The following is a 16,294-nucleotide window of genomic DNA, read 5'->3' on the forward strand; positions in this document are numbered from 1 at the left end:
GAGTAGGGTTTCTTATATAATAGATTTGTAAGTATTTTTCTAGAATGTAGTGGGGAAATGGGAAATGCCAACAACAATAGAAGTAAACAAACAGAGTGTAGAAACATTATTAGGAAGTGGGAGATTTAAACCTTTTGTTATTCCAGAATACCAAAGACCATACGCATGGAGTGATGAGCAAGTTGAGACACTATTTGAGGATTTGTGGGAGTTTACTGCAGGTACTGGTGGAACAGAGAATAATGGATCTTATTTTCTTGGAAGTATTGTTTCTTATGAAAATGATGATGGTGAACAGGAAATTATTGATGGGCAACAGCGTATTACCTCTTTGTTTTTACTATTAAGAGCCATATATACTAGATTAACTGATACCTTAGAATCAGAGAGAACGGCAGAAGCTAAAAATTTCATTAGTAAAATAGAACCTACTATCTGGAGAACTAATAAACTAACAGGGGTTGTTGATTATACGGATATTTTATTAACTTCTCGTGTCATGAATAATGATGGCAATCAAATTCTTAAAACAATACTTGAAACTGGTGAGACTAGTGAAAATGCTAAAGATAATTACTCTAAAAACTATAGACTATTTCAGCGTTTGTTAGATAAACATTCTCTAGAGAATCCTTTGATGGTATATCAATTTATTTATGCATTACTGAATCAAGCTATTTTACTTCCTATAACAGCAGACACTCAAGATACTGCATTAACAATTTTTTCTACATTGAATGATAGAGGATTGCCATTATCCGAAGCAGATATTTTCAAGGCTAAGATTTATAATCAACTCGATGTAGACAACAAGGAGCTTTTTATTAAAGGATGGAAGGATCTTGATGAACAAGCAACATATAATAAAGAAAGTATTCAACAGCTATTTTATTATTATATGTTCTATTTACGTGCTTTAGAAAAGGATATAAAAACTACCACTCCTGGTATAAGAAAATATTATGCTAATGAAAAGTTTAAACGATTATTTGAAGTAGATTTAATGGATAATCTTTGTATAATTTTAAATTTATGGAAGGTGATTAATAAAGGACAGGAGATTGATGGGGAAGCATGGTCTAAGAATAATAAAATTAAGCAATCATTAGATACCCTATCATCATATCCAAATGAGTTTTGGAAATATCCTGTTGTAATTTATTATATCTGTCATAGAAACAAAGAGGATTTTGAAGTTAAATTTACAGCATTTTTAAATAAATTACTTTTGGAACTATTTACAAAGTATTTAATATCTCCAACTGTTAATGCAGTTAAGACAGATATTTTAAAGCTTAATGCTGAAATTGTTAAATCTGATAAGCCTATATTCAATTTTAAAGAAATTGACATGGCTATTCTTGAAAATCATATCCAAAATCCGCATAGAAATCTTGTACGGATGCTACTAAAAATTCTTGCTTATCAAGAACAAGATACCCTTCTACCTGATAATTGGGAAATTGAACATATTTTCCCACAAAAATGGCAAGATAATTATTTCACAGATGTATCAGAAATAACTATTAAAGAAAAGATTGAATACATAGGAAATAAAGTTCCTTTTGAAAAGAAACTTAATATTATCGCTGGAAATGGCTATTTTGGTAAAAAGAAAAAAGAGTATTTATTATCAAATATTTCAATTACTAAGAAATTAGGAACACTAGAAATTGATGAATGGAATTTAGATTCTATCATGACAAGAAATATTCGTATATTAGATACTGTTAAAAATATTTTAAGTCAATGGAATGATAGATATAATAATATTTCCACTGAATCTACTATAGAAGCACAGCCAACAGATTCTGATTTGGAGAAAATTGAAGAGTATAAACGAAAAGGGTGGATATAGGAGAAATGTAACATGTTAGGAGCAATCATTGGCGATATAGTCGGTTCACGATTTGAATTTAATAATTATAGACATAAGGACTTTGATTTCTTTACAGATCAATGTGTGTTAACTGATGATAGTATCATGACATTTGCCATAGCAAAGTCAATTCTTATGAGTCAACCGGATTACAGCAATCTTTCGAAGAATGCAGTGGAATGTATGCAAACGATTGGTAGATGTTATCCCGGTTATGGATATGGAAGTCAATTCTATAGATGGATCTTTGCAGAGAACCCAAAGCCATATAATAGTTATGGTAATGGTTCTGCCATGAGAGTTAGTGCTGCTGGATTTGCAGCACATAGTTTGGACGAAGCAAAGCTTCTTTCTAAATTAGTTACTGAGGTCACTCATAACCATCCAGAAGGTATGAAGGGGGCGGAGGCGACCGCAGTTGCCATATATCTAGCTAGAACTGGCAAAGATATACCCGAAATCAGAGATTATATTAATCAGCATTATTACACTATGGATTTCACATTGGATGAAATCAGAGATACCTATAGATTCGATGAAAGCTGCCAAGGTACAGTTCCACAAGCACTGCAAGCCTGCTTTGAATCTACTGATTATGAAGATGCTATTCGTAATGCTATCTCAATAGGTGGCGACAGTGATACTATTGCTGCAATTTGTGGTGGTGTAGCTCAGGCCTATTATGGTACTCCAGCAGACATTAGAAAACAGGCTTTATCGTTTTTAGATACTAAACTGCTAGGCATATTGACGTCCTTTGAAGAAAAGTATATGCCTACTATATAATTCTTGATTTAATAATGATGACCCATATATACGTATAATAAAGAAACCTATGTCATAATGGCGTTTGTAGTGATCCCAAAAAGTTAGACTTTTATTTCCGAGTAACCTAAACTGGTTGCTCGGAATTTTTTATGCTGCAGTAGTAGCTAAACGATAGTCAACTGGACTTAGCCAGTTCAATCTTTCCTTAATTCGTTTAGTATTGTAATACATAATATAGTTTTTAATCGCCATTTTTAACTCATCATAGCTATGAAAGGTATTGCCATAATACATCTCTTGTTTTAAGATGGCAAAGAAGTTTTCCATTGGTGAATTGTCAAGACAATTACCTCTTCTAGACATACTTTGGAATATATTATGCACATTTAAATTATATTGATACGTTTTCATTTGGTAACCCCAACCACGGTCAGAATGAAATGTCCGCCGATACTTAGCATCAGCAGTTTTTTCAATCGCCTGTTGTTGTGCTGAAAGTATAAACTCAGCTGATGGTGTAGGACTTATACTAAAACTGATAATTTCAAGATTATATAAATCCATAAATGGATCTAAGTATAGTTTTCTGACTTTCAAAGCACCATTTGCATCTAGTTCATAATACTTAAATTCAGTTGTATCTGTAGTAATTTTTTGATGTGGTTGATTACAATGGAATCTACGCTTAATGCGATTAGGTGCAATCCGTCCTTTAACGCCTTTATATGAGTTATATTTTCGGCTCTTACGGGAAAATGCTATTACTTGCAAATTGAACTTTTGCATAATTCGTTGTAATCGTTTCTTATTAACAACAATACCTCGTGATTGTAACAAGGGTAACAATCTTCTATATCCATAGTTGGGATGGTCTTTACGAATATCTTCAATAGCTATTTGTATTTGTAGATCTGAATCTACTCGGTCAAAGCGCTGTTGCCAGTACATATATGTTGCTTTTGGAAAACATAAGGCAGCAAGAATCTCAGTTAGTTTGAATTCTCTTCGGAGACTGCTAATGATTCTTGCTGCTCTTTCATTTTCCGAGCATCCTCGATGCGCAATCTCCTCAATTCTTTTAAATAGGCATTCTCTATTTGAGCATAGCGTAATTGTTTTTCTAGTTCTAAAATACGAGCTTGCTCTGGTGTTAATTCTTTTTTCTTCTTTGGGTTACGAGATTTAGTATGTGTGCTAATCTTTGCTTTTTCATCTGTTCGACTCATGGTAGGTATTCGTCCTTTCGGTCGCTCGACAAAAGCATTGGCCCCATATTTCATAAAATCCGATTTCCAGCGAGCTATTAATGAAGGATTATTCATCCCATATTGTAATGCAATTTGCCGATACGATAATTCACTAGTTAAGTATGACTCTACCACAGCTAGCTTAAATTCTAAAGTATATCTTGTATTATTTTGCTTTCGACACAAACTATCTTTCCCAAATTCTTTAAATGCACTAATCCAACGACAAACTTGCGATGCATCCTTTACACCGTATTTCTTAGCTAAAGAGCTATATCCACCCTTGCTATTTAGATATGCAGTAACGACTTTTAATTTAAATGTTAAGCTATATTTTGCCATAGAAAAACCGACCTCCTTAATGTTAAGATTTTTGGTCTAACATTAAGGGGTCGGTTCAGCAAGTAAAGAAGCTGAGAGATAAATATATGGTCGGTGTAATCTTAGGTCTGCACGGCTCTTTTAAATTTAAAAGAGTTCGATTAAAGAGAATATATTCATGAAAAAAGTATATTTTGTAGTATAATATACTAAATATAGTTTTCTTGAACGGAGGATAAGAATGAGAATTTTCAGTTATAAAAGATTGTTCAAAAAACTGATTGATTTAGATATGACAAACAATGAATTGATGGAAAAAGCAAAAGTAAGTAAAAGTACATTCTATAAAATGAAGAATGGGCAAAATGTGACTACGGATGTTTTGCTTAGGATTTGCAATGCTTTGGATTGTGATATTGAGGAAATAGTGGAGTGTATAAGAATTGATAAATAGATTTTGAAAGGAGGTTAATTATGGATAAAGAAAAGTACTACATGAACTTACCAAAAGATTTATCTGGAAGCATAGCTAAAAATCGCTTTAGATTAGAATTATTATGGGGAATTAGTAAAATAATAGATGAACATAAAGCAAACAATGAATATACGATAATTTTTGATTTTAAATGTGATATCGAACTGCATAAAGATGATGAATTGAATTTTTACCAAATCAAGACGAAAAAAAGTGGTAATTATAATTCGAATAACTTATGTAAGAAAGGCAATAATGAGAATAATTCTATTTTAGGGAAATTATATGCTTTATATTCACCAAATTACAATATAAAATTAGCAATTGTATGTAATAAACAACTTAAAATCAATAATAAGGAAATTGATTTTCCTGAGCAATGTTTTGGAGATTTAGATCAGGATGTACTTGATGATGTTAGGGAAAAGTTGTGTACAGAATTAAATTTAAACACTGTGTGTTTAGATAATGTATTTTATATATTTGATAACATGGATTTATTAAATCCAGAGGATTCTATTAGAGGAAAATTAGTAGAATCTTTCGTTGATATTAAAGGCGAAGAACCTCAAAATCCGAATGCATTATATAGACTGGTCTTTGATTCTGTTAAAGAAAAAGCTTCTTATGAATTTGATTCCGGTACTTATGAAGATGTTGTAAAAAATAAAGGTATTACAAGAAGTGAATTTGATAAAATGTTAAATGCACATAAAAAGGAATCTAAAAATGGAATCAATGAAACACAGGAGTATATAAATAACCTGTCATTAGCTATGCGAAGAAGATATAATACAGCACTGGGTAATATACTTGAAACTCAGCAAAGTAAGTCTTTACGATTAATAAAGATAAAAATTTATAATTATATTAAGGAACATGAAGACTCATTAGACGATATTGAAAGTTATTTAAAAGAAATATCAAAATTATTTGATGACGATTTTGATGTGGAATTTACTGATGATATGAAATCAGTTCAATACATAATGATTTACTATATGTATGCTTCAGGAGGAATTTTATAATGAATGTTATATTTGACAAAATATATATATTTGATGTTGTAAAAAAAGAGGCTTATTCAACAGAATTTAAAAAAGGAGTTAATATTATTACATCGAGTGATATAGATGGAACAGATAGAGGAAAATCAGTTTTATTAAGAAGCTTATACCATGCTTTGGGTGCGGATTCTCACTTTGACTCGAAATGGGGAGAAAAAGATAAGGTCTATATTTTATTTTTTAAGGTGGATAATAAAGATTTTTCGATTTATAGATCTCAAAAATTATTTAAAATATTTAATGCAAAAGGTGATATTATTTTTACTACTATTCATAGAAGTGAATTAGCAGATTTTTTTGGCAATTTATTTAATTTTTCTATATGGTTGCCGCAAAAAAATACAAATCAATTAGTAATAGCACCCCCTGCATATAGTTTTTTACTGAACTTTTTAGATCAAGATGAATACATCGGTACAAAATTTAATTCGTTTAAAAGTCTTGCTCAGTTCAGTAATTTTAAACTTAATGTTATTTACTCACATTTGGGCATTTACAATAAAGAATATTTCGAATTTGTGAAACAAAAAGAAGAATTAGAACTTGAAATTAAAAGTAAGAAAGAAGAAATAGAAGAACTAATTAAAATGAAAGACAGAACCAATTTAATTTTGGATGGTTTTTCATGTCCGGAAACAAGCCATGCCTTAGAAAATGAGCTTAATATAGAAACTCAAAAATATTCATCGCTGATTAATGAAATGAATTCAGTAAGGAATAAGCTTGTTGACTTGAGAAATCAATTAGTTGAACAGAATATCACTTTATCTCAAATATCTAAATTTGAGACAAAAGAAGAAAAGGAAATAAAAACTATTTTAAAATCAAAAGTTTGTCCTGAATGTCATTCTGTTTTAGATTCGACTTTGGAACTAAGGAGTAAGAGGTATAATCATATTAATAATGCTCTTAGTCTGAAAGATGCAATAAAAACAGAAAATGCCCATATTGAAGATGAAATACTTAAAAATGAGGAAATATATTCAAACTTGACTTTGACGTTGGAGGAGCATAATAAAAAGATTTGTAAAAACAAAAAGGAAATCAAAGACTATATCAAGTTCAGAGGACTAAATAAACTAATCGATGAAATTAATAATGATTTGACTATTAATAGCAGAATTATCGACAGCACAAAGGAGGCTCTAAAACCACTACAGAAAGAATTTAAAAGTGTTAAAGATAAAATGAAATCTGTTGATGAAAATTACTATTATTTGATTGATAAATTAAAAATAAGATTCAATTTAAATGAGTTGGAAGCTGACAGTTACGAACAACTATCTAAAAATTTTTGTGCAAGTGGAAGCAACAAACCATTATCAACTGTTATATGGTATCTAACACTCAATGATTTAAAACAGAAATTTAATCCTGAAGGAACAACATTTCCAATGGTTTTTGATAGCCCTAATAATGCGGAGACAGACCAAGAGAAGAAACAGGCATTAGTCGAGTATATTATGGAATCATCAGATCAATTTAGCCAGTTAATTGTTTCGGCAATAGGATTTTCAGAAAAAGATTATAGCATTAATTCGAATATAAATATAAAAGTTTTAGAAAATGAAAAGTATAGCTTACTAAATAATGAGATGTATGTTCAGAATTATGAGCTTTTACAATGTATGAATGATGCTTAATATAGTAGGGGTTAATAAGGAGATGGTTATCTCTTCATTTCCTTACCCATATAAATTCCATAATTTTTTCGTATTTTGTAAAGCTCGTCCATCGTGGTTTTTGAGGACGAATACTCTTGCATGAGGGGATTTTTCTTTTCTTGCAATTTATCAAGTCTGTCTAAAATATCCTTTGAATTTGGCAGCTTTTGAACCGACCTCTTAATGTTAGACCAAAATCTTAACGTTAAGGAGATTGGTTCAGTCTCTTACTTCGGTAAGAGGCTTTTTCTATATCAAAAGTTACAATAAATTTAGTATAATTAAACTATGAATCATTAGTATACATATAAGGTCGTATTATAAGGGAGAGACACATATGATACATCTTAAGGACTTAGGCACTTTTGAATCTGTACCAGATTTAGTGACAGATATTATAAATGGAAATATTACTGCTCTTGAAAGCGAGTTAAAAAGTGGTTGGGATATTCATAAATCTATACAAATTGGTAAATATAGTGAGTATTCACCTCTACAATTAGCGTTAGTGATGGAATGTTTGCCAAGTGTGAAATGGTTAGTTGAACATGGCGTAGATCTAAATGATGAAGAAAATCCAAGCTTCTTATTAGCAGTACGGTATGGTAATCAAGAGATTATAGATTATGTTGTGGCTCATGGTGCTAACATTCATGCTTTGAACTGTGTGAACGTAGATGCCTTTCAAGCCGCTTTATATGGCAAGAAATATGAGAACTTACAACTCATTCATGATTTAGGACATTCAGTACAGAAATATGGTGGACGAGCTTTCAGAAATGTTATTACAGACCAAGACTATGAGGTTCTAGATTTCTTTATTACTAATGGTGTAGATATCAACTACAATAAACCTGATTCTGTGTATCCATTTAAGCCAACCCCACTATGTGTAGCAGCTCGGTATGTGGATTTACTGATGTGTAAATATTTGGTAGAACATGGTGCTGATGTAACCATCACGGAAAAGGATGGTATGCGTCCCTATAGCATTGCTATTGAAAAAGGCGATATGGAAATGGCTGAGTATTTTAAAAATTTAGAGCCTGCTGAGTACCATGATAAACAGAATAAAATGGATCAATTAAAACCGTTTAAACTACCAAAGGGACTAGTATCATTTTTAGAGGGAGATAATCTTTACTTTGAATTGCCAGACTCAGATTTTATCTCTATAGAGTTCTTACCTTTACTTGATACAGTTCCATTTAAATGGGGTCGTCGTAAACTATTACGTTTATCTAAAGAGCTAGGTGAGTACAACGATTATCAAATTGTTTGGGACCCTAAATCTAAAAAGATTTCCTGTTATGATATGGAACATCAAGAACTACGAGAGCTCTGTAAATTTGATGAGTTTATAGAGGATATGGCAGGGCAATTAGAAACTTTGTTTTAATGGATATCGTAAAGGAGAGGCGATACATATGATAGATACATTTGAGAAAACATATACGGATTGGTCCATTGATGTAGGCACCTATAAATATGAAGGTATTACACTGAATGAAGTTGAACAAAATCTGTATGCTATTGAGGACCAAGAGCAAGACTTTGTAGTTATTTCTCCATCAAAGGCAATCTCCATAGATAATAAACTATATAACTTTGTACAGGTTTGTAGTGATCAAGATACCGATTTATTACATATAGAGCTTAGTGTAACTAATGATGGTGACCGAGGCGCCATCATATATGGTAAGAATGAGCTGGGCCACCAAGAGGTGTTACAGATCATAGAAGACTTTATTGCACATCATAAGGTTCCAACATTAGATGATTGGGAAATCGTGTTAGATTTAAGACCTAAGATGGAAAGCTATGTAAAGGATACTGAAAATGATTAATGAGATAATATATGATGAACAGTTAAGACAATATACATTGACCTATGAAGGCATACAATTTTGTTGGGATGAGAAGCCAACGGATGCTAATGTAAATACTGCTAAATTATTAGCTACTAATTATCATAAGAATATAGATTCCATTGTTACTTTCATTCATAACGAAATTCTAGATTGGTATGGCGATGTCACTATTGATGAAGTGAAAACACGGATAGGTATGCCTATTATTGAACCAGAGCGAGATGCTGTGACCTATTGTGAGCAAACCTTTGATGATACGCACATCTTTTCCTTTACATTTTGGGATAATGAATTCAAAGATTTACATTACTTTGCCATAGATGGATAATATATTCTCCAATGATTTAGTTACTATCAATAGCATGCGGAGTCTATTATGTTATATACACCGAATAACCTTTTGTATAAGTATATTCGCTATCGATTTAGACGGATTAAGATTCAATGTAATATGGTATACAATGTAACACCAGAGGAAGAAGATGAGATTTGCCGTAATTTATTAAAAAAGAGAGCGAAGGTATTAATTCCTGTTGGCATAGTATATGGTTTGATATTTGCCCTTACTTTCACTTGGCTATTAGGCACAAGTGAGGAATTGAACCCATTAATGCAATGGGAAGTAAGAGTTATTGACTATGTTATACCATTTTTAAATACCGTTGATTTTAAGTGGTATGCGTATTCACTGAATTTATTGTGGGCAGCCCTTATATTGGCCCCTGTCGGGATTATTAACGTATCTCCTTATATCATTTTTTCCTATATTATAGATACCATTTTGATACGGCGTGAGGTGAAAGCTTTAATAAAAAAATATTCTATTGATGACATAAAATGTGGTTAGATTTTATCTATTTGACTAGGAGCGAGTATTATGAGTCATCTAAAAGATTTCAATTGGACTGGATTTTGGAAAGACACCGATTATGCATTTGAGTCCTATATAGGTAGAGAGGTTACCGATGAGGATATTAAGAATGCTGAAGCTGAACTAGGTTATACATTGCCTGCAGCATATATTGAACTACTTAAAAACCATAATGGTGGTGTAGTAAAGAAAAATTGTTTTATTAACGATGATGACGATTGTGTATATATAACAGGAATATATGGCATCGATAGAGATAAAAAATACTCTCTTTTAGGTGAGATGGGTAATGAATTTTGGATTTCAAAAGTAAAATATCCCCCTATCGGTATCGTTGTAGCCGATACGATTTCCGGCGGTCACGACATGATTTTCCTCGATTATCGTGAGTGCGGTCCAACCGGTGAACCTAAGGTAGTTCGTGTAGACCAAGAATGTGATTACTCAATTACTCTGTTAGCAGATAACTTTGGTGACTTTATTAAGAACTTATATTTCAGTATAGAAGACATTACGGATGAAGAGTTTCAAGAATTAAGTGATGTGGAAAAGGTTAAGCTCCTTAATGAACAAGAGGGCATCGATATCAAGCGTGCGATGGAGTTATTAACTAACATAGGCATCGATAATTTGTCTCCTATATTGTTAAGCGCCTTAGGACGTATGTATAACAATAATGGCCGCGCAGCAGAGGCTATCGAGTTATTTGATCGTATAGATGAGGCACATCGTGATTGGTCTTGGTATTATCGGTGTGGCTATGCTCATGGGATGCTAGGGTATGGTAAGAGCTATGAATCTGAACATGTACAGAAGGCATTACAATTAATAGAAACAGGCATAAAAATGACGAAAGAAGCCCATTTAGATAAACAACTTGGTTGGTGCTGTGAAGTAGTAAAATATCACCTATTTAAAATCAAGCCGAAACAGTACAAGGAGGATTATCCTGTGATATTTGAAACCATTAAGAATGTATTTGATAAGAAAAACAGTCAAGATGCTACAGAAGGTAAAGATGTCGAAGACGTTAATGAATGCGATGAAGATAACTATCCTACATATGATGAAGTGCATTGGATATTTAACAAACATACGTATAGTAGAGATGAGTTTTCAAAAGAATATAATAAAATTGTAGAAAAATATGTAGATGATGATCAAGCAGATGACGATGATAGATTAGAAGAACCTGAAATTCTAGTAACCTATGAAGCTTGGATTGAAAGTGAAGACCAACTCTTTGATAATGAACGTGTTACCGATGAAGAGTTGCTGGAAGAAGATAAAGAAGATGGCATGTGGCAGGAAGAAATTATGGCTCATCTTGTTGCGGATAATGGTACATATTTTACTAGAGAAGAATTACTCTTTAAATTGCACAATTTAATGGCAAATAAAGAATTAGGCGATCATGTATTCTTTGAAGGTATTGAATACGAAGGCCATGAATGTGAAGGATATGGGCTAATAGATAATGAAGACGGTATACCTGTATTCTATATTGTTTGTGGTAGCTAGCTTCTAAATAATGTTTATTTTAAGACTATATATGAATTATGATAGGATGTGACATAATGGGATTAACGATTGAACAATTTAAAGCATTTTCTGAGGCGGAGCAATTACAAACCATTAAAGAGCTTAATGATTCTGGAAATGTAGAGACTATTATTGATGTGTTAACTGATGTGGGCATGGAAAATTTATCTGTACCTCTATTAGGTGAGCTTGGTCGAGCTTATAACAATAATAGTAATGAAAAAGAGGCTATTAAGGTATTAGAAGCTATTGATGAAGAGTATCGTGATGCGGTGTGGTATTATCGCTGTGCCTATGCGTATGGAGCCCTTGTCTTGGATAATAGTGACGGGTACACATCGAATACTATGCAACAGATGCTAAGATTAGTAGATAAAGGTGTACGTTTAGCTACGGAAACGAAACTAGATGATATAAAATCGTACTGTTTTGAAGTCATTGATATGTGCTATTTGAAAATGGATTTTGAAACATGTGAATCTGATTATCCTGATTTATGTGCAGCCTATAATGAGTACGTAGCAGAGAAAAAGAAGAAACGAAAAGGTGTACCTCGTCATCGGACTATCACTGTCGAAGAGATACAAGCTACCGATGATGTATGGACCATTAATGAGCCTATGTATTGGACCATCAATATATATGGATCTTATGATGATTATATAGAATCCGCAAAACCTTTCACCTTAGAGCAACGCTATCTTAATGCTATATCTTGGTACTTCGCAGAGGTTAATAATGGTGGGCATCATCAGTTCTTCTATAACTCTACAGGCATTGTATGGGAAGATGCTCTTGCGGGGTTACGCCTCTTCAAGATGGATATACTAGCAGATAATTTACAATCCGTAATCGATTACTTTGGCGGTTCTGTTCCATTTGATAGAGAAGAACGATGGACTATTTTAAAAGATTGGGACGATGAAGTATTTGATTTCCTCGATAAAAAAGATGATGTATTATATGAATATGATGGAATCTATGAAGATACATTCGTACATGAACATCCAGAGTTATTTGTATTTGATGGGACCTATACGGCTCCAGAATAAATTTGGTGAGATAGACATGTTAGATAAACAAGGCGTATATGATTGTTTGCATGACCATCATATCAATTTTGAAATTACGGATCACGCACCGCTATTTAGTATGGACGATAAACCAGATGTAGAACTGCCATATCCAGAATGGGATGCGAAAAATTTATTTATCCGAGACCATAAGCGGGAGCATTACTATTTAATTACTGTACGCGGTTCAAAGCGTGTAGATTTAAAACAATTCCGTAAGGACCACAATCTTAAAAAGATTTCCTTTGGTTCTGAAGAAGAGTTATGGGAGATTTTGAAGATTAAACCAGGTCATGTATCCCCATTCTGCTTACTAAATGATAAAGAACACAGAGTGCATTATTATATTGATGCGGATTATAAGGATAATCTCATCGGTATTCATCCCAATCAAAATGATGCGACCGTGTGGTTACAAGGAAAAGACCTTGTTAAGCTTATAGAGGATCATGGTACAATAGTGGAATATATTACAATATAAATTACAAAGTTGATTTATTCTTTCTAGGTGTTTGACAAGCTAAATTTAGTTTTGTATTATAGAGATAGAAGTAGGCCACTGACCGATATGTGGGGTATAAATAGTCGGGTTGAAAGTATTACCGCTGACCAATATTGCGGTATATAAATGGTTGGGTTGATAATAAAGTCCTTCGCTACAAGCGGAGGGCTTTTTGTATCTGGAGGGATTATGGAGAAGAGAGGGTTTTATATTGTTAAAGACTCATTTTTTTCAGATATGAATGAATCTTTTTTGAAGGGAAACAAATTAGGAAATAGACCTCATTATTATTGCTTTCAAGATAGTAATAGAGATATATACTGGATGATTCCTTTATCAAGTCAAATTCAAAAGTATAGAGAGATAATTAAGAAAAAAGAGCTTAAATATAAACGTTGTGATACACTTTATATAGCAAAACTTGATGATGGTAAAGAAAGTGTATTTTTGATTCAAGATATGTTTCCTATTACAATAAATTATATTGAACGAGAGTATACGATTGGTGGTAATCATTTTTTAGTTACAAGTAATCATACTGCAAAAATTATAGAACAAAAAGCACGTACTGTACTCGCTTTGCTAAAGAGAGGTATAAAGTTTATGCCAACCCAACCTAATGTTATTCGCATATATAAATTATTAAAAGATAGAATAAATAATGATGATTAATTAAGTTTAACGAGGTATTAGCATGAATTTAAGAGCTTTTAAACGTATAATATTTACATTTGCTATTTCAGTTTTAGGCGTTAGCACATCGTTTGCAGCATTCACATTTGATAAACAAGAACAAGTAGATACAGCCCCTATTGTAGGTTTGTATCGTTTCCAAGTACCGACTGAATTACAAGGTGCATATAATGCAGAAGGCGTTAAAAATTTAATATCCTCTATGGAGAAAGAACCTAATACATTATCTATGAATGTGGCTCATGTAAAAGGTAATCCATCTGAATCATACGTAGTGGAGGTATATAAAGATACGGCTGCCTTAGAAACACACCGCAAATCCGAGCATTTCCAAAACTATATTAACGAGGTTGGTTCTAAACTGACAAATCGTAAATTGTATGATGTACAACCTATGCTATTGATTGAAAAACCAGATGCTTTATCTATCATTAATGATGGCAAATCTGTTGTGACCTTAATGGAATTTACTGTAGATGGCAATGAAGTAGATACAGTGCAAAAACAATATCAACTAGACATTGAACGTGCCGTACGTGATGATGCGGGCTATAAGGCAGGTTACGTATTACGTGAAAGAAACAATAAAACTCACTGGTATGTTATTCAAATTTATAGCGATGAATCAGCTTTCAATAAACATATGAGTAGCCCAGGCTATCGCTTTATGATGAGCCAAATTCAAGGTAGTTTACAAGGGGTAACTACTAAAGTGTTACAAGGCGACATTTTAGTAAATCATGGTGGTCAATTTTTTGTAAGACCATAAAGTTTGATATACTATAAACAGTAAAGTTACTGCTAGCATATATATGTGCTAGCAGTTTTTTGTTATATAATAAGTTAAAGTCTTTATAGACCATAAGGAGTTACATATGACACAGCAAGAACGTTTAATTTATCTTGTAAAAGGATTAGTAGTAGAATATACAGAGAAATATAAAGACGAACACATTAAAATCCCTAATGATGAAGCAGAACAGTTCACACTTTTTAGGTCTCTTTGTAATATTCGCTCTGCAGGATTTATGCCGGCAGAATGGATGAAGATACAAGATGAGTATTTAACTGAATTAGCCCGTGAAAAAGGAATTGTTACCATTAATGATATGGAAAAACGTGCACCTCAGATTTATTTATGGCAAGGCGATATTACGCGCCTTTCAGTGGATGCTATAGTGAATGCGGCTAACAATCAATTGTTAGGGTGTTTTGCTCCAAATCATAGATGTATTGATAATACTATTCACACCTTTGCGGGTATTGAGCTTCGTATGGCTTGTTCTCGTATGATTGAATACATGGATATGCCTGAAAAAACAGGTGTTGCACGTAAAACCTATGGTTTTAATTTACCAGCTAAACATGTTATTCACACGGTAGGCCCTATTATTTATGATTCCCTTACAGATATAGAACGAGAACAATTGGCTTCATGTTATAGGTCTTGTTTAGAGTTAGCCAATGCTTATAGCTTACAATCCATTGCATTCTGCTGTATCTCTACAGGTGAGTTTAGATTCCCTAATGAAGAAGCAGCACAAATTGCTATCGATACGGTGCGTACCTATTTAAAAGAAACTAATAGTAAAATACAAGTGATATTTAATGTATTTAAGGATATAGATTATGACATCTACGATAAATTATTGGGATAAATAATATACTACTTTTGAAATTAATAAAAATACTGTATCATTTAATAATGACATACAAAAGGTTATGAATGATTTGTTAGTTTAATAAGGAGTTAATGTACTATGAATTATAAATACACCTATGAAAGTCCCTTAGGAACTATGATTATGCTTGGTACATTAACGTATTTAACAGATTTATTTTTCGTTGATGAAGCACATGCACCTAGTTATGATGATGCGGAGTATATTGAACAAAAAACCGGCCCTTTTGAAGTGACCATTATGTGGCTAGACCAATATTTTAAAGGTCAAAAACCATTTATTACTCCACCGATACAATTAGAAGGAACAGAGTTCCGTAAGTCTGTATGGTCTGTATTGCAAACTATACCTTATGGGGGAACTACAACCTATGGAGATATTGGTAAACAAATAGCTGAAAAGCAAGGTAAAGATAAAATGTCTGCTCAAGCTGTGGGCGGTGCTGTAGGACATAATCCTATATCTATTATCATTCCATGTCATCGTGTGATTGGTAGTAATGGAAAATTAACTGGCTATGCTGGCGGTATTGAACGCAAGAAATATTTGCTAGATCTTGAAGCGAAACATAAATAGTACATATTAGATTGTAAAATCATATTTAAATAGACTTATAGAAAAAGAAGAAAGAGATTACTC

Annotated in this window: 17 protein-coding genes and 1 pseudogene; 16 read left to right on the top strand and 2 right to left on the bottom strand. The window is 32.6% G+C overall.

Annotated elements, in window-relative coordinates; translation table 11 throughout:
- Positions 1-64: 64 nt before the first annotated feature.
- Together VEI_RS03660 and VEI_RS03665 are read left to right on the top strand one after the other, a co-directional pair.
- Positions 65-1,858 (top strand): DUF262 domain-containing protein, encoded by a 1,794-nt coding sequence (locus VEI_RS03660; protein ID WP_059361970.1) that lies wholly within the window; start codon positions 65-67, stop codon positions 1,856-1,858.
- Positions 1,859-1,870: 12 nt separating this feature from the next.
- Positions 1,871-2,665 carry an ADP-ribosylglycohydrolase family protein gene (locus VEI_RS03665; RefSeq protein ID WP_059361972.1) on the top strand — a complete coding sequence of 265 codons (795 nt, stop codon included), beginning with the start codon at positions 1,871-1,873 and terminating at the stop codon, positions 2,663-2,665.
- Between the two features lie 129 nt (positions 2,666-2,794).
- Here VEI_RS03665 and VEI_RS10170 read toward each other — a convergent pair.
- A protein-coding gene (locus VEI_RS10170; protein ID WP_223209320.1) for an IS3 family transposase occupies positions 2,795-4,236 on the bottom strand; the annotation gives its coding sequence in 2 pieces (ribosomal slippage) (positions 2,795-3,729 and positions 3,729-4,236; 1,443 coding nt in all).
- 220 nt (positions 4,237-4,456) lie between these two features.
- On the opposite strand from VEI_RS10170, the gene VEI_RS03680 reads away from it, so the two are divergent.
- The 3 genes from VEI_RS03680 to VEI_RS03690 are packed head-to-tail and all read left to right on the top strand — an operon-like array spanning position 4,457 to position 7,400.
- A complete protein-coding gene (locus tag VEI_RS03680; protein ID WP_036754116.1) occupies positions 4,457-4,669 on the top strand; it encodes a helix-turn-helix domain-containing protein in 213 nt (70 codons plus the stop codon).
- Between the two features lie 20 nt (positions 4,670-4,689).
- Positions 4,690-5,718, top strand: coding sequence for a DUF4297 domain-containing protein (locus tag VEI_RS03685; protein ID WP_059361978.1), 1,029 nt, complete (start codon positions 4,690-4,692; stop codon positions 5,716-5,718).
- Positions 5,718-7,400: a coiled-coil domain-containing protein gene (locus VEI_RS03690; RefSeq protein ID WP_059361979.1), complete on the top strand. Its 1,683-nt coding sequence runs from the start codon at positions 5,718-5,720 to the stop codon at positions 7,398-7,400. The genes VEI_RS03685 and VEI_RS03690 overlap by 1 nt, the downstream gene beginning before the upstream one ends.
- A 26-nt stretch (positions 7,401-7,426) precedes the next feature.
- Here VEI_RS03690 and VEI_RS10060 read toward each other — a convergent pair.
- Positions 7,427-7,597 (bottom strand): annotated as a pseudogene (locus VEI_RS10060) (relaxase/mobilization nuclease domain-containing protein); the annotation flags it as partial.
- A gap of 161 nt (positions 7,598-7,758) precedes the next feature.
- On the opposite strand from VEI_RS10060, the gene VEI_RS03695 reads away from it, so the two are divergent.
- The 11 genes from VEI_RS03695 (at position 7,759) to VEI_RS03745 (ending at position 16,231) form a co-directional block, all read left to right on the top strand.
- A complete protein-coding gene (locus VEI_RS03695) occupies positions 7,759-8,820 on the top strand; it encodes an ankyrin repeat domain-containing protein (protein WP_059361981.1) in 1,062 nt (353 codons plus the stop codon).
- A 28-nt stretch (positions 8,821-8,848) separates the two neighbouring features.
- Positions 8,849-9,268, top strand: coding sequence for a hypothetical protein (locus VEI_RS03700; RefSeq protein ID WP_059361983.1), 420 nt, complete (start codon positions 8,849-8,851; stop codon positions 9,266-9,268).
- Positions 9,261-9,620 carry a hypothetical protein gene (locus VEI_RS03705; RefSeq protein ID WP_059361984.1) on the top strand — a complete coding sequence of 120 codons (360 nt, stop codon included), beginning with the start codon at positions 9,261-9,263 and terminating at the stop codon, positions 9,618-9,620. The genes VEI_RS03700 and VEI_RS03705 overlap by 8 nt, the downstream gene beginning before the upstream one ends.
- 48 nt (positions 9,621-9,668) lie before the next feature.
- A complete protein-coding gene (locus tag VEI_RS03710; RefSeq protein ID WP_059361986.1) occupies positions 9,669-10,139 on the top strand; it encodes a hypothetical protein in 471 nt (156 codons plus the stop codon).
- Positions 10,140-10,169: 30 nt separating this feature from the next.
- The gene (locus VEI_RS03715) at positions 10,170-11,684 is read left to right on the top strand and encodes an SMI1/KNR4 family protein (RefSeq protein ID WP_059361988.1); all 1,515 of its coding nucleotides are present in this window, start codon (positions 10,170-10,172) and stop codon (positions 11,682-11,684) included.
- 56 nt (positions 11,685-11,740) lie between these two features.
- Entirely contained in the window at positions 11,741-12,757 is a 1,017-nt protein-coding gene (locus tag VEI_RS03720; RefSeq protein WP_059361989.1) for a DMP19 family protein, read from the top strand.
- 16 nt (positions 12,758-12,773) lie between these two features.
- Positions 12,774-13,259, top strand: coding sequence for a prolyl-tRNA synthetase associated domain-containing protein (locus VEI_RS03725; RefSeq protein WP_059361991.1), 486 nt, complete (start codon positions 12,774-12,776; stop codon positions 13,257-13,259).
- Between the two features lie 210 nt (positions 13,260-13,469).
- The gene (gene cptIN / locus VEI_RS03730; protein ID WP_059361993.1) at positions 13,470-13,952 is read left to right on the top strand and encodes a type III toxin-antitoxin system CptIN family toxin; all 483 of its coding nucleotides are present in this window, start codon (positions 13,470-13,472) and stop codon (positions 13,950-13,952) included.
- Between the two features lie 22 nt (positions 13,953-13,974).
- Positions 13,975-14,742: a putative quinol monooxygenase gene (locus tag VEI_RS03735; protein ID WP_059361995.1), complete on the top strand. Its 768-nt coding sequence runs from the start codon at positions 13,975-13,977 to the stop codon at positions 14,740-14,742.
- A 106-nt stretch (positions 14,743-14,848) separates the two neighbouring features.
- The gene (locus VEI_RS03740; protein ID WP_059361997.1) at positions 14,849-15,631 is read left to right on the top strand and encodes a protein-ADP-ribose hydrolase; all 783 of its coding nucleotides are present in this window, start codon (positions 14,849-14,851) and stop codon (positions 15,629-15,631) included.
- A 102-nt stretch (positions 15,632-15,733) separates the two neighbouring features.
- Positions 15,734-16,231, top strand: a complete 498-nt coding sequence (locus VEI_RS03745) for a methylated-DNA--[protein]-cysteine S-methyltransferase (protein WP_059361999.1) — start codon at positions 15,734-15,736, stop codon at positions 16,229-16,231.
- Positions 16,232-16,294: the final 63 nt, after the last annotated feature.

Source organism: Veillonella tobetsuensis, from assembly GCF_001078375.1.
GTDB classification, from domain to species: domain Bacteria; phylum Bacillota; class Negativicutes; order Veillonellales; family Veillonellaceae; genus Veillonella; species Veillonella tobetsuensis.

What these genes read in the sequence shown, in the direction of transcription:
- VEI_RS03695 (WP_059361981.1), top strand. Translation starts at nt 7,759, where the DNA reads ATGATACATCTTAAGGACTTAGGCACTTTTGAATCTGTACCAGATTTA.
- VEI_RS03715 (WP_059361988.1), top strand. Translation starts at nt 10,170, where the DNA reads ATGAGTCATCTAAAAGATTTCAATTGGACTGGATTTTGGAAAGACACC.
- VEI_RS03725 (WP_059361991.1), top strand. Translation starts at nt 12,774, where the DNA reads ATGTTAGATAAACAAGGCGTATATGATTGTTTGCATGACCATCATATC.
- VEI_RS03660 (WP_059361970.1), top strand. Translation starts at nt 65, where the DNA reads ATGCCAACAACAATAGAAGTAAACAAACAGAGTGTAGAAACATTATTA.
- VEI_RS03745 (WP_059361999.1), top strand. Translation starts at nt 15,734, where the DNA reads ATGAATTATAAATACACCTATGAAAGTCCCTTAGGAACTATGATTATG.
- VEI_RS03700 (WP_059361983.1), top strand. Translation starts at nt 8,849, where the DNA reads ATGATAGATACATTTGAGAAAACATATACGGATTGGTCCATTGATGTA.
- VEI_RS03680 (WP_036754116.1), top strand. Translation starts at nt 4,457, where the DNA reads ATGAGAATTTTCAGTTATAAAAGATTGTTCAAAAAACTGATTGATTTA.
- VEI_RS03710 (WP_059361986.1), top strand. Translation starts at nt 9,669, where the DNA reads ATGTTATATACACCGAATAACCTTTTGTATAAGTATATTCGCTATCGA.
- VEI_RS03735 (WP_059361995.1), top strand. Translation starts at nt 13,975, where the DNA reads ATGAATTTAAGAGCTTTTAAACGTATAATATTTACATTTGCTATTTCA.
- cptIN (WP_059361993.1), top strand. Translation starts at nt 13,470, where the DNA reads ATGGAGAAGAGAGGGTTTTATATTGTTAAAGACTCATTTTTTTCAGAT.
- VEI_RS03705 (WP_059361984.1), top strand. Translation starts at nt 9,261, where the DNA reads ATGATTAATGAGATAATATATGATGAACAGTTAAGACAATATACATTG.
- VEI_RS03740 (WP_059361997.1), top strand. Translation starts at nt 14,849, where the DNA reads ATGACACAGCAAGAACGTTTAATTTATCTTGTAAAAGGATTAGTAGTA.
- VEI_RS03720 (WP_059361989.1), top strand. Translation starts at nt 11,741, where the DNA reads ATGGGATTAACGATTGAACAATTTAAAGCATTTTCTGAGGCGGAGCAA.
- VEI_RS03685 (WP_059361978.1), top strand. Translation starts at nt 4,690, where the DNA reads ATGGATAAAGAAAAGTACTACATGAACTTACCAAAAGATTTATCTGGA.
- VEI_RS03665 (WP_059361972.1), top strand. Translation starts at nt 1,871, where the DNA reads ATGTTAGGAGCAATCATTGGCGATATAGTCGGTTCACGATTTGAATTT.
- VEI_RS03690 (WP_059361979.1), top strand. Translation starts at nt 5,718, where the DNA reads ATGAATGTTATATTTGACAAAATATATATATTTGATGTTGTAAAAAAA.